The sequence below is a fragment of the Bdellovibrio sp. CKG001 genome (genome assembly GCF_055397465.1).
The window spans coordinates 2786783-2799566 of sequence record NZ_AP029173.1; the positions used below are offsets into that span (position 1 = coordinate 2786783).

16 protein-coding genes are annotated in these 12784 nt (G+C 45.9%); all 16 read right to left on the bottom strand.

Annotated features, from left to right (window positions below; genetic code table 11):
- Window positions 1–11 precede the first annotated feature (11 nt).
- The 16 genes from rplN to rpoC all read right to left on the bottom strand — a co-directional run bounded on the left by rplN (window position 12) and on the right by rpoC (window position 12783).
- On the bottom strand, window positions 12–380 hold the full coding sequence (gene rplN / locus ACZ50P_RS13225) for a 50S ribosomal protein L14 (RefSeq protein WP_011165342.1): 369 nt from the start codon (window positions 378–380) through the stop codon (window positions 12–14).
- 9 nt (window positions 381–389) lie between these two features.
- Complete coding sequence (gene rpsQ / locus ACZ50P_RS13230) at window positions 390–659, bottom strand: 30S ribosomal protein S17 (protein ID WP_041577921.1); 270 nt, start codon at window positions 657–659, stop codon at window positions 390–392.
- Window positions 660–668: 9 nt separating this feature from the next.
- The gene (gene rpmC / locus ACZ50P_RS13235; protein ID WP_011165344.1) at window positions 669–860 is read right to left on the bottom strand and encodes a 50S ribosomal protein L29; all 192 of its coding nucleotides are present in this window, start codon (window positions 858–860) and stop codon (window positions 669–671) included.
- A gap of 4 nt (window positions 861–864) precedes the next feature.
- Entirely contained in the window at window positions 865–1272 is a 408-nt protein-coding gene (gene rplP, locus ACZ50P_RS13240) for a 50S ribosomal protein L16 (RefSeq protein WP_041577922.1), read from the bottom strand.
- Window positions 1259–1924: a 30S ribosomal protein S3 gene (gene rpsC / locus ACZ50P_RS13245; protein ID WP_262553304.1), complete on the bottom strand. Its 666-nt coding sequence runs from the start codon at window positions 1922–1924 to the stop codon at window positions 1259–1261. The genes rplP and rpsC overlap by 14 nt, the downstream gene beginning before the upstream one ends.
- A gap of 2 nt (window positions 1925–1926) precedes the next feature.
- Window positions 1927–2259 carry a 50S ribosomal protein L22 gene (rplV, locus tag ACZ50P_RS13250; protein WP_011165347.1) on the bottom strand — a complete coding sequence of 111 codons (333 nt, stop codon included), beginning with the start codon at window positions 2257–2259 and terminating at the stop codon, window positions 1927–1929.
- Between the two features lie 12 nt (window positions 2260–2271).
- A complete protein-coding gene (gene rpsS / locus ACZ50P_RS13255) occupies window positions 2272–2559 on the bottom strand; it encodes a 30S ribosomal protein S19 (RefSeq protein WP_464118162.1) in 288 nt (95 codons plus the stop codon).
- A gap of 9 nt (window positions 2560–2568) precedes the next feature.
- Window positions 2569–3387 carry a 50S ribosomal protein L2 gene (gene rplB / locus ACZ50P_RS13260; RefSeq protein WP_262553302.1) on the bottom strand — a complete coding sequence of 273 codons (819 nt, stop codon included), beginning with the start codon at window positions 3385–3387 and terminating at the stop codon, window positions 2569–2571.
- Window positions 3388–3389: 2 nt separating this feature from the next.
- A complete protein-coding gene (rplW, locus tag ACZ50P_RS13265) occupies window positions 3390–3668 on the bottom strand; it encodes a 50S ribosomal protein L23 (RefSeq protein ID WP_347358360.1) in 279 nt (92 codons plus the stop codon).
- A complete protein-coding gene (rplD, locus tag ACZ50P_RS13270; protein ID WP_464118163.1) occupies window positions 3668–4297 on the bottom strand; it encodes a 50S ribosomal protein L4 in 630 nt (209 codons plus the stop codon). The genes rplW and rplD overlap by 1 nt, the downstream gene beginning before the upstream one ends.
- A gap of 1 nt (window position 4298) precedes the next feature.
- Window positions 4299–4961 carry a 50S ribosomal protein L3 gene (rplC, locus tag ACZ50P_RS13275; protein ID WP_464118164.1) on the bottom strand — a complete coding sequence of 221 codons (663 nt, stop codon included), beginning with the start codon at window positions 4959–4961 and terminating at the stop codon, window positions 4299–4301.
- Between the two features lie 9 nt (window positions 4962–4970).
- Entirely contained in the window at window positions 4971–5288 is a 318-nt protein-coding gene (rpsJ, locus tag ACZ50P_RS13280; protein WP_011165353.1) for a 30S ribosomal protein S10, read from the bottom strand.
- Between the two features lie 206 nt (window positions 5289–5494).
- The gene (gene fusA, locus ACZ50P_RS13285; RefSeq protein WP_464131695.1) at window positions 5495–7600 is read right to left on the bottom strand and encodes an elongation factor G; all 2106 of its coding nucleotides are present in this window, start codon (window positions 7598–7600) and stop codon (window positions 5495–5497) included.
- 9 nt (window positions 7601–7609) lie between these two features.
- Window positions 7610–8083 carry a 30S ribosomal protein S7 gene (gene rpsG / locus ACZ50P_RS13290; protein ID WP_464118166.1) on the bottom strand — a complete coding sequence of 158 codons (474 nt, stop codon included), beginning with the start codon at window positions 8081–8083 and terminating at the stop codon, window positions 7610–7612.
- 10 nt (window positions 8084–8093) lie between these two features.
- Entirely contained in the window at window positions 8094–8468 is a 375-nt protein-coding gene (gene rpsL, locus ACZ50P_RS13295; RefSeq protein ID WP_011165356.1) for a 30S ribosomal protein S12, read from the bottom strand.
- Window positions 8469–8655: 187 nt separating this feature from the next.
- A complete protein-coding gene (gene rpoC, locus ACZ50P_RS13300; RefSeq protein ID WP_464131697.1) occupies window positions 8656–12783 on the bottom strand; it encodes a DNA-directed RNA polymerase subunit beta' in 4128 nt (1375 codons plus the stop codon).
- Window position 12784: the final 1 nt, after the last annotated feature.

Below are 12784 nucleotides of genomic sequence, written 5' to 3' on the forward strand. Positions count from 1 at the left end.
CTCATCACCCCTTATAGAACTTCCGGAGCCAAAGAAACAATCTTAACGAAAGACTTAGCTCTCAATTCTCTGGCTACTGGGCCAAAGATACGTGTTCCAATTGGTTCTTTAGAAGCATTGATCAAAACTGCAGAGTTATCATCGAAACGGATGTAAGATCCGTCTGGACGACGAAGTTTAGCAACAGTTCTAACAACAACAGCTTTAGCTACGTCACCTTTTTTTACTTTTGCATTTGGCAAAGCTTCTTTGATGGAAACAACGATAACATCACCAATGGATGCTACACGACGTTTAGAACCACCAAGAACCTTAACGCACATAACTTCTTTTGCACCGGAGTTATCTGCTACATTCAGTCTAGTTTGCATTTGAATCATAACAGTCTCCTACGCCTTTGCCGTTTCTACGACTTCAGCCAAAGCCCAACGTTTAGTTTTGCTCAGAGGACGAGTTTCACGGATCTTAACGATATCACCAACTTTTGCTTGGTTCTTTTCGTCGTGAGCCTTGAATACAGATGTCTTCTTAACATACTTACCGTATTTAGCGTGCTTAACCATGCGGTAGATGAGGACAGAGATAGTTTTATCCATCTTGTCACTGATAACTTCACCTACGACTTCAATTTTACGTCCTCTAGAATTAGTTTCAGTCATGTCCTACCCCTATCTCGCCACTTTTTTTACGATCGCTGTGTTGATTTTAGCGATGTCACGGCGAAGACCGCGGATTTGCACTGGGTTAGAAAGCTGCCCAATGGAATTCTTAATACGAGCCTGGAACAGCTCTTCAGAAAGAGCCGCTCTTTTCTTTTTCAATTCAGCTACAGAAAGATCTTTAATCTCTACGAACTTCATACAACTACTCCCTTACCAAGAAACGAGTTTTGAAAGGAAGTTTGTGAGCTGCGCGTTCGAAAGCTTCTTTAGCTTGCTCACGAGTCACACCGTTCATTTCGAAAAGAACTTTTCCAGGAAGAACACGAGCAACCCATAGTTCTGGGTTACCTTTACCGCTACCCATACGAGTTTCAGCAGGCTTTTTTGTTACCGGGATGTTTGGGAACACACGGCACCAGATTTTACCACCACGCTTAACAGAACGGGAGATAGCGATACGACCAGCTTCCAACTGACGAGCAGTCAGACGACCTTCCTCGATTGCCTGAAGACCGTAGTCTCCGAAATCAAGGTTAGCGCCTCTTACTGCAAAACCAGTAGCGCGGCCTACAAATTGTTTACGCCATTTTACTCTTTTAGGACTTAACACGACCTGCCTCCTCAACTTCGCGAGCAGATAAGATATCGCCTTTATAGATCCATACTTTCAGGCCGATGATACCATATGCTGTTAGAGCTTCTGCTGTACCGTAGTCGATATCAGCGCGCAATGTATGAAGAGGAACACTCTTCTCATTGTACCACTCAGAACGCGCAATCTCTGCACCATCAAGACGACCGGAAACACGGATCTTGATACCTCTCACGCCGCCTTTGATCGCAGCTGCAATAGATTTTTTAAGAGCTCTTCTCCAAGAGATACGTTTCTCAAGTTGTTGAGCAATGCTCTCAGCAACGAGCTGAGCATCGAGGTCTGGTTTACGCACTTCTTGGATGCTCAAGAAAACTTCGTTGGGTGTAAGTTTTTGAACTTCCGCTTTAAGAGCGTCAATACCAGTACCTTTTTTACCAATTACAACACCTGGACGAGCTGTGGAGATGATGATTTTGATCTTCTTCGCAGCACGTTCCATTTCAATTTTCGCAACACCCGCGTGTTTAAGCTTGTCCTTAAGGAACTTTCTCAAACGGATGTCTTCGTGGAGATTTTCATAATATTGTTGACCCTTCGCATACCAGCGAGAATCCCAAGTTCTGATAACACCAACTCTTAGACCAATTGGATTAACCTTCTGACCCACGACTATTTCTCCTCGAGTACTACGTTAATGTGGCTGGTCTTCTTACGAACACCGAACGCGCGACCTTGTGCACGAGGACGGAATCTTTTAAGAACTGGACCTTGATCAACCCAGATAGCTTTAACATAAAGGCTGTCTACATCCATAACCTTTTTGTATTCAGCATTGGCAACAGCTGATTCGATTAGCTTTTTTACCATACCTGCGGTTTTTTTGTTCAGGAAAGTAAGGGTTTTAACAGCCTCGTTCACGTCTTTACCGCGAACCAGGTCAGCAACCAATCTTGCTTTCTGAGCGCCAACTCTTGCATATTTCAAGCTTGCTTTAACTTCCATTATCAACCTCTATTACTTCTTCGCGCCAGGAGCTGCGGCCTTCTTCTCGGCGTGACCATGGAAAGTTCTTGTTGGAGCAAACTCACCGAGTTTGTGACCAATCATGTTCTCTGTGATGTACACAGGAACGAACTTTCTTCCATTGTGAACTGCGAAAGTAAGTCCAATAGTCTCAGGAAGAATTGTTGAGCGGCGAGACCAAGTTTTAATAACTTTTTTATCATTCTTTTCGATCGCATGGTCGACCTTCTTTTGAAGATGAGTATCGACAAATGGACCTTTTTTAATTGAGCGTGCCACCTTTTACTCCTACTTACGTCTCTTGATGATTGAAGAGTTGGTTCTCTTATTGTTTCTAGTTTTGTAACCCTTACATGGTTGACCCCATGGAGTTACTGGGTGATGACCCTTACCAACGCCCTCACCACCACCGAGTGGGTGATCAACTGGATTCATATGCATACCGCGAACGGATGGACGAATACCTCTCCAACGAGAGCGACCAGCTTTACCTAGGTTGATGTTTTCGTTGTCAGTGTTACCAACTTGACCGATAGAAGCACGGCAAACTGTCAACACCTGCTTCAACTCACCAGATGGCATACGTACTTGGCAGTACTTTTCGCCTTTACCAGCAAGAGTCGCGCTTGCACCAGCACCACGGCAGATTTGACCGCCTTTGCCCGGACGCAATTCGATGTTGTGAATAACAGTACCAACTGGGATAGCACCCAAAGTCAGGGAGTTACCTGGCTTGATGTCGGCTTTATCAGAAGAAATAACTGTATCACCAACATTCAAACCAACTGGAGCAAGGATATAAGCCTTAGCACCGTCGATGTAAGAAATAAGAGCAATACGGCAAGTTCTGTTTGGATCGTACTCGATCGCAACAACTTTCGCTGCTACGTCAAGCTTAGTGCGCTTGAAGTCAACCAAACGGTATTTTCTCTTATGACCACCACCTTGGTGACGGATCGTGATTTGACCGTGATTGTTACGAGCAGCTTGTTTTTTTAGAGGAGCAAGCAAAGACTTCTCTGGAGTTGTCTTTGTGATTTCTTTGAAATCGAAACCAGTCATTCCTCTGCGACCATGAGAGCGTGGGGCGAATGTTTTAATACCCATCTTTATACTCCCTCAAATAGAGCGATCTTCTCACCTTCAACAAGCTTAACGTAAGCTTTTTTCCAGTAAGGGACCTTGGTTAGACCAAATTTAGTTTGCTTAGAGTGACCGCGGCAGACACTTGTTCTTACGCTGTCAACTTTAACTTTGAAGTTCTTTTCAACAGAAGCTTTGATTTCTGTTTTCGTAGATTTCATATCTACTTCGAAAACATAAACGCCAGCTGCGTTGTGGTATGTATTTTTCTCTGTAACAAGAGGGGCTTTAATTACTTGTTTCATTACGCCTTCTCCAATGAACAACGATCAACGATTTTTGCCACAGATTCTTTAGTGATGATAGCTGCATCGTATTTCAACAAATCGAATACATTCAAACCTTCAACTGGGAAGTATTTGAATGTCGGCAAGTTTTTAGATGCGCGGCTGAATTTTTCATCAACAGCAGAATCAACCAATACGGCTTTCTTCAAACCGAAAGCTTTCAAACGCTTGTTAAGCTCAGCAGTTTTACCTTCAGAAGCCATGCTGTCCACAACGAACAACTTACCTTCTTTTTGAAGGTGAGAAAGAGCCATGCTCAGACCCAAACGACGAACTTTCTTAGGCAATACGAAAGCGTAGCTGCGAGGTTGAGGACCGAAAGCGGTACCACCACCAGGCATCAAGATAGAACGGCTAGAACCTTGACGAGCTCCACCAGTACCTTTTTGTTTGAACGGCTTCTTACCACCACCAGACACAAGACCTTTGGTCTTAGTCATGTGAGTGCCTTGACGACGAGCCGCCAATTGCCATTGAACAACTGTGTGAAGAACTTCCTTTTTAACAGGAGTTTCGAACACGTCAGCAGCCAATTCAACGGAACCAACTTTTTCTTTTTTCCAGTTTAATACATTTACTGTAGCCATACTATTCTCTCACCAACTTCACCAAAGTGTTTCTAGCACCTGGAACTGGCCCTTTAACCATCAGAACGTTTTCTTCAGCGATGATCTGAACAACTTCTACGTTCTTAACAGTGACAGTTTCAGCACCCAAATGACCTGGGAATTTCTTACCCGGCATTACACGACCTGGCCATGTTCTGTTACCAGAAGAACCCGGACGACGGTGGAATTTAGAACCGTGGGATGCAGGACCACCCGCAAAGCCCCAACGTTTTACGGAACCCGCAAAACCTTTACCTTTAGACTTGGAAGTGATCTTTACGAAGTCACCCTTAGCCAAGCTGTCGATAGAGATTTGCGCACCAACAGCAGCACCTTCAGGAAGAGCTTGACGAAGTTCTTTTACGAACTGAGCGCCATTCTCGAAGCCAGCTTTTTCAAGGTGACCTTTTTCAGCTTTGTTGGAGTTTTTAGCTTTTTTAGGATGACAAGCTACTTGAAGAGCTTCGTAACCATCTGTTTCGTTAGTTTTGATTTGAGAAACAAACCAAGGCTCATAACGAAGAACTGTAACAGGAACAGCTTCACCGTTCTCGTTATAGATAGTAGCCATACCTTCTTTGAACGCGAACAGGCCGTTCAACTTTAGACCTGCAGTATTTTGAGTTTCTGTAGTTTCGCTCACGTCTTACCTCTAAACCGCAGAAAGTTTGATTTCAACATCAACACCAGCAGAAAGATCCAACTTCATAAGTTGATCTACTGTTTGTTGAGTGGGTTCTAAAATATCGAGCATACGCTTATGAGTTCTCACCTCGAACTGTTCACGAGATTTTTTATCTACGTGCGGAGAACGCAATACAGTGTAGCGATTGATGCGAGTAGGCAAGGGAATTGGACCCGCAACTTTAGCGCCTGTACGACGAGCAGTCTCAACGATTTCTTTCGTCGACTGATCAAGCAATTTATGATCGAATGCCTTCAATCTGATTCTAATCTTCTGACTTTGCATATGGACACTCTTCTCTTTTATAAAGTATCGTTTTTACTAGCAAATTGTTAACAACTCACGTCCCTATCCCATCGAAAACTTGCCCCGAATTAGCCCTTGCGGCCTGAATCGCCTTCAACGCGGGGGGTTTTTTGTAGATTTAGACGCTATGAGTGCGCGAGTATGCGCACTTTGAAATCTAATGTCAAAGGGAAATATTACTTTTTTTAGTATCTTCCCATTTTATGTAGAATTTCCGTTTTTACCTTCGCAGGCACCACGGCGTACTCTAGGAATTCCATGCTAAAACTAGCACGACCCTGACTTAAACTGCGGACGTCCGTAGCATAACCAAACAGACTCGCCAGAGGAGCCTCGGCAGAAATAACCTGCCCGCCACCCTGCTTAACATTCATCGTGAGGATTTTTCCACGACGAGCATTGAGGTCACCAACGATATTACCCACAAACTCATCAGGACATGTCACTTCTAGCTTAAAGATAGGCTCCATAAGCTCCACAGAAGCTGCCCTTACAGCATCCCGGAACGCCAAGGAAGCCGCCGCTTTAAAGGCCATTTCACTGGAAGCCTCAGGACGCACTTCAATAGAAGTTAAAGTGCCCTTAATACCCAACATGGAGCAGCTCGCCAAAGGACCGACCTCAGCCGCCTCACGGAAGCCCGCCTCAACCGCCTTCAACATAGGGGCTGTAAACTCTTTAGACACAGCCACCTTACTAACGAACTGGATACCCTCTGCCTGAGCAATAGGCTCCAAAGACAAGGAAACCTTCGCAAAATGCGCCTCACCGGCGATTTCACGCTCATACACGTGATCAGCCTTGGCTGCAGCCGTAATAGTTTCGCGATAGGAAACCTGTGGGTTACCCACATTGGCCTGAATCTTATGTTCGCGAAGCAACCGGTCCACGAGAATTTCCAAATGCAATTCACCCATGCCAGAAAGCAGGATTTGCCCGGTTTCCGGATCAGTACGCAAACGACAGGATGGATCTTCTTTTTCAAGTTTTGCCAGGCCCGCCAACATTTTTTCCTGATCCGCAGAGGATTTCGCCTCCACCGCCACAGAAATGACCGGCTCTGGGAATGTGATCGCCTCAAGCACAACAGGATGAGCACTCTCACAAAGAGTGTCTCCCGTACCAGTGAACTTAAGACCAATCACCGCACCGATATCACCTGCTTTAAGACCCGCGATCTCTTCGCGGGAATTTGCGTGCATCTTAACAAGCTTCTGAATGCGCTCTTTCTTTTGAGTGCGAGGATTCAAAAGCTGCTCACCGACTTTTACTTCACCGGAATAAACACGGATATAAGTCAAAGTACCGGCAAACGGATCATTGGCGATCTTAAATGCCAATGCAGCCGTATTACCCTCAAAGTCAGTTTTACAGATAATTTCTTTATCAGGACGATCAGGGTCATGACCCACGATCGCAGGAACTTCCAAAGGTGACGGAAGATAATCTATCACGCCATCAAGAAGTGGCTGAACACCTTTATTCTTGAAAGCGGCCCCACAGAATACCGGGAAGGCTTTCAATTCAAGAGTCCCTTTGCGCAAAGCACGTTTAAGCTCTGGCACAGTGACTTCTTCTCCATTGAGATATTTCTCAAGAAGTTCGTCTTCAAATTCAACGATCTTCTCAATGACCTCAGTACGGAAGCGGTTTACTTCCTCTTTCATGTCATTGGGAACATCGGTAACTTCGAAATGGTCACCCATTCCGGACTGATCCCACATATAAGCACGATTCTCCAACAGATCAATAACACCACGGAAGGTGTCCTCGACTCCGATAGGAACTTGCACAGGGATTGGGTTCGCGTTGAGCTTTTCTTTGATCGTCCCGTAGGACATAACAAAGTCCGCACCAACACGGTCCATTTTGTTCACAAAACAAATGCGCGGAACCTTATATTTATCAGCTTGCTTCCAGACAGTTTCAGACTGAGGCTCAACACCGTTCACACCATCGAAAACAGCAATAGCACCATCCAGAACGCGCAAAGACCGTTCAACTTCAATAGTGAAGTCAACGTGGCCCGGAGTATCGATGATGTTGATTCTGTGATCTTTCCAGAACGCCATGGTCGCAGCAGACGTGATAGTGATACCACGCTCTTGCTCTTGAACCATCCAGTCCATGGTAGCATCGCCATCATGGACCTCGCCGATTTTATGACTTTTACCTGTATAGTAAAGAATACGTTCGGTGGTGGTCGTCTTACCGGCATCAATGTGAGCCATGATGCCGATATTACGAGTGTACTTGAGATCAGCTACAACTTTAGGATCTTTAGCTGACATCTTAGCAGATTACCAATTGTAGTGAGAGAATGCCTTGTTAGACTCAGCCATTCTGTGAACGTCGTCTTTCTTCTTAATAGAGTTACCTCTATTGTTGTACGCGTCCAAGAATTCACCAGCCAAACGTTTCGCCATGTCTTTTTCACCACGCTCGCGAGAGTATTCTACCAACCAACGCATAGCCAAAGCCAAACGACGAGATGGGCGAACATCTACTGGAACTTGGTAAGTCGCACCACCTACACGGCGGGAACGAACTTCGATAGACGGCTTAACGTTCTCAAGAGCTTTTTTGAAGACTGCCAATGGCTCTTCACCTTGAACTTTTCCTTCAAGCTCTTTCAAAGCACCGTAGAACAACTTTTGAGAAGTTGCTTTTCTACCTTGGATCATCATTTTATTGATGAACTTAGCGATTACTAGATCCTTGAAAACCGGATCTGGAATGATTTCTCTTTTAAAGGTCTTTTTACGACGTGACATCTCTCAATCCTTATTTCTTAGGTCTCTTAGTACCGTATTTAGAACGGGCGCGCAGACGACCGTTTACACCTTGAAGGTCCAATACCCCACGAACGATGTGGTAACGAACACCCGGCAAGTCCTTCACACGACCACCGCGGATTAGTACAACGGAGTGCTCTTGAAGGTTATGGCCGATACCAGGGATGTAAGAGATAACTTCGAAGCCATTGGAAAGACGAACTTTTGCTACTTTACGAAGAGCGGAGTTCGGCTTCTTTGGAGTCGTTGTATAAACACGAGTACAAACACCACGGCGCTGAGGGCAAGAGTCCAAAGCTGGTGATTTTGTTTGGTTTTTTTGAACTGTACGCTCACTTTTGATGAGCTGGTTAATTGTTGGCACTTTATATACCCCTTAAAAACAATTATGCGGTTCTGGACGCTGGAACTTACATTTCTGTGACGCCCAGGTCAAGACTTTGTTGTTAAAATTACATTTATCCATAAAAACAGGCGTGAGGTCCTTATTCTATGGGCTTTTTACCCTATTGCCGGCCTGTGAAGCCGGCAAATCAGGCTTTTCTTACTGCTTAGCCTTGTGGCTGAACAGAAGACGTCATACCTGGCAATGCAACAAAGCCGATATCGTCGTCTTCATGTACAGACACTTTCCAGCGTTTGTAAGAAGTCAAACCAGTTCCTGCCGGGATCAGACGACCCATGATGATATTCTCTTTCAGGCCACGCAAATGGTCTGTGCGAGAATTGATCGCTGCTTCCGTAAGAACTTTTGTAGTTTCCTGGAAGGACGCTGCTGAAATCCAGCTGTCAGTGCTCAAGGAAACTTTAGTGATACCAAGAAGAAGTGGGCTGCAAGTCGCAGGCTGTCCGCCTTCTTTATTGATACGTTCGTTTTCCTCAAGGAAAGCGTATCTTTCCACTTGCTCACCAGCCAAGAAGCGGCTGTCGCCGGCATCTTTGATTTCTACTTTACGTAGCATCTGACGAACAATGACTTCGATATGCTTGTCATTGATACCAACCCCTTGAAGTCTGTAAACTTCTTGGATTTCATCTACAAGGTATGCAGACAAGGCTTTAGCACCCAGAACCGCCAGAATGTCATGAGGATTTGTTGGACCATCCATCAAAGCCTCACCGGCTCTTACGTACTCACCTTCTCTTACCGCAACGTGCTTACCTTTAGGGATGAGGTATTCTTTTTGCTCACCCACTTCAGGAGTTACGATCACACGTTGTTTACCTTTAACGTCTTTACCGAATGTCACATAACCATCGATCTCAGAGATGATAGCTGCTTCTTTCGGTTTACGAGCCTCAAACAACTCGGCAACGCGCGGAAGACCCCCAGTGATATCCTTCGTTTTCGAAGCTTCACGGTGCATCTTCGCGATTACGTCACCCGCATGCACTTCCTGTTGATCCGCAACAAGCAACTGAGCCCCAACTGGGATCAGGTAACGTGCTGGGATGTCACGACCAGGAAGGTTCAATGTCTTACCAGCACCGTCCACTAGGAACACTGTTGGTTTAACATCGGAAGACTTGGACTCCATGATAACTTTGGTCGCGAAACCAGTTACCGCATCCACTTGCTCCTGCATTGTGGAACCTTCTTCGATATCCTGGTATTGGATCTTCGCAGAAACCTCTGCGATGATTGGATTCGAGTATGGATCCCATTCCGCTACTGTCTGACCCTTGGCAACTTTGTCGCCTTCTTTGAAGTTCAATACAGCACCGTAAACAAGCTTGAAGTCTTCTCTTTCACGGCCTGCTTCGTCGATAACTTTTGCAGAACCGTTACGATTCATCACAGTCAACTTGCCATTACGGTTTGTAACTGCATGAACGTTTTCAAGTTTAATTGTACCGTCATAACGAGATGTGTGAACAGATTGTTCAACCGCACGAGAAGCCGCACCACCCAAGTGGAACGTTCTCATCGTCAACTGAGTACCCGGCTCACCGATAGATTGAGCGGCAATGATACCCACTGTTTCACCCAGGTTCACAGTCGCACCACGGGACAAATCACGTCCGTAACACTTCACGCAAACACCGCGCTTGGACTGACAGGTCAACGCAGAACGGATGTCGACTTTGTCGATACCACGGCCTTCGATAACCTTAACGTCAGTTTCAGTGATCTCTTGATTTGCACGAACAACAACTTCGTTCGTTGCCGGATCAACTACATCTTTCAATGCTGTACGACCCAAGATACGGTCACCGATGTTTTGAACGATCTCACCCGCTTCGTAAATCGGAGTGATTTCCAAACCATCTTCAACACCGCAATCCACTTCAGAAACAACCACGTCCTGAGCAACGTCAACCAAACGACGAGTCAGGTAACCGGAGTTCGCTGTTTTCAATGCGGTATCGGCCAAACCTTTACGCGCACCGTGCGTGGAGATGAAGTACTGGATAACTGTCAAACCTTCACGGAAGTTCGCAGTGATCGGAGTTTCGATGATCTCACCAGAAGGTTTCGCCATCAAACCACGCATACCACCCAACTGACGGATCTGAGCTGCGGAACCACGGGCTCCGGAGTCAGCCATGATGTAAATAGGGTTGAAGGACGGGCCTACAACTTCTTTGCCACCAACGTTGAACGTTTGTTTTTCGATCGCGTTCATACCTTCTTTAGCGATCTTATCCGCAGTCTGAGCCCAGATATCCACCACTTTATTGTAGCGCTCACCATCTGTGATCAAACCTTCGTCGTACTGCTGCTGGATCTCAGTCACTTGCTTCTCGGCATCCGCGATCATCGGAGCTTTCGCTGCCGGGATCACCATGTCATCGATACCGATGGACATACCTGCTGCTGTTGAATACTTGAAGCCGAACTCCATGATTTTATCAGCAAGGATGCAAGTCGCTTTAGCGCCCGCAAGACGGAACGTCTTGTCGATCAACGCAGCGATTTGTTTTTTATTCATTGTTACGTTCACTTCGTTGAACGGAACTTCTTTAGGAACGATATCAGAAAGGATTGCACGACCTACAGTCGTTTCCTGCAATTGACCTTTGATACGAACCTTACAAGACGCCTGAAGGTCTACCAAACCAGTCTCAAACGCGTATTGAGCTTCCTGAACGCTAGAGAAGGCTTTGCCTGAACCCTTGGCGCCTGGACGCATACGAGTCAACCAGTAAAGACCCAACACGATATCCTGGGAAGGATTGATGATCGGCTTACCGGAAGCTGGAGAAAGGATGTTGTTTGTAGACATCATCAAAACGCGCGCTTCAACTTGGGATTCCACAGAAAGTGGAACGTGAACTGCCATTTGGTCACCGTCGAAGTCGGCATTGAACGCCGTACATACTAGCGGGTGCAACTGGATAGCTTTACCTTCGTGAAGAACAGGCTCGAATGCCTGGATACCCAATCTGTGAAGAGTTGGCGCACGGTTCAGAAGCACTGGGTGCTCTTTAACCACGTCAGCCAGGATATCCCAAACTTCCACTGTCTCTTGATCAACAAGGCGTTTTGCTTGCTTGATCGTTGCTGCCAAACCTTTTTCTTCAAGTTTGTTGTAAACGAATGGCTTGAACAGCTCCAAAGCCATCTTCTTAGGAAGACCGCACTGGTGAAGTTTCAAAGTTGGACCTACTGTGATGACGGAACGACCAGAGTAGTCAACACGTTTACCCAAAAGGTTTTGACGGAAACGACCTTGCTTACCTTTCAACATGTCAGAAAGAGAACGCAATGGACGTTTATTTGGACCCGTGAAGGTCTTACCGCGACGACCGTTATCCAACAACGCATCAACCGCTTCTTGCAACATACGTTTTTCGTTGCGGATGATGATGTCTGGAGCGTTCAGCTCCTGAAGACGTTTCAAACGGTTGTTACGGTTGATTACACGGCGGTACAGGTCATTCAGGTCAGACGTCGCGAAACGGCCACCATCAAGAGGTACCAATGGACGAAGATCAGGAGGAAGAACTGGAAGCGCTTCCAACATCATCCACTCTGGCTTGTTGATGGAACCTTTGAAGGCTTCAACAACGCGCAGACGTTTAGTCAATTTTTTGATACCAGCTTCAGACTTGGTATCTTTCACTTCCATACGAAGCTTGCGAGACAGGTACTCTGGGTCGATCTTTTTCAAAAGATCACGAACCGCTTCACCGCCCATGCCGTATTTGAAGGAAGGACCAAATTCGTTCAGAGCCGCTTGCAGCGCCTCTTCAGTCAGAACCTGACCTTCTTCCAGTGTTGTTTCCATTGGATCGATAACAACGTGTGCTTCACAGTAAAGAACCTTTTCAACGTCTTTCAAAGAAAGATTCAAAAGGTTACCAATACGAGAAGGCAAAGAACGCAGGAACCAGATATGGGCTACTGGAGTTGCCAATTCGATGTGACCAAGGCGCTCACGGCGAACCTTGGTCTGAGTCACTTCAACGCCGCACTTTTCACAGACGACGCCACGGTACTTCATACGTTTGTACTTACCGCACAAGCACTCGTAGTCCTTGATAGGACCGAAGATTTTCGCACAGAACAAGCCGTCACGCTCAGGCTTGAAAGTACGATAGTTGATAGTTTCTGGCTTCTTAACTTCACCAAATGACCATTCACGAATCATTTCAGGTGACGCCAACGAAACTCGTACGGCGTCAAACGAAAGTGGATCTTTTGGTTTATCGAAAAAATTCAACAAGTCTCTCAAA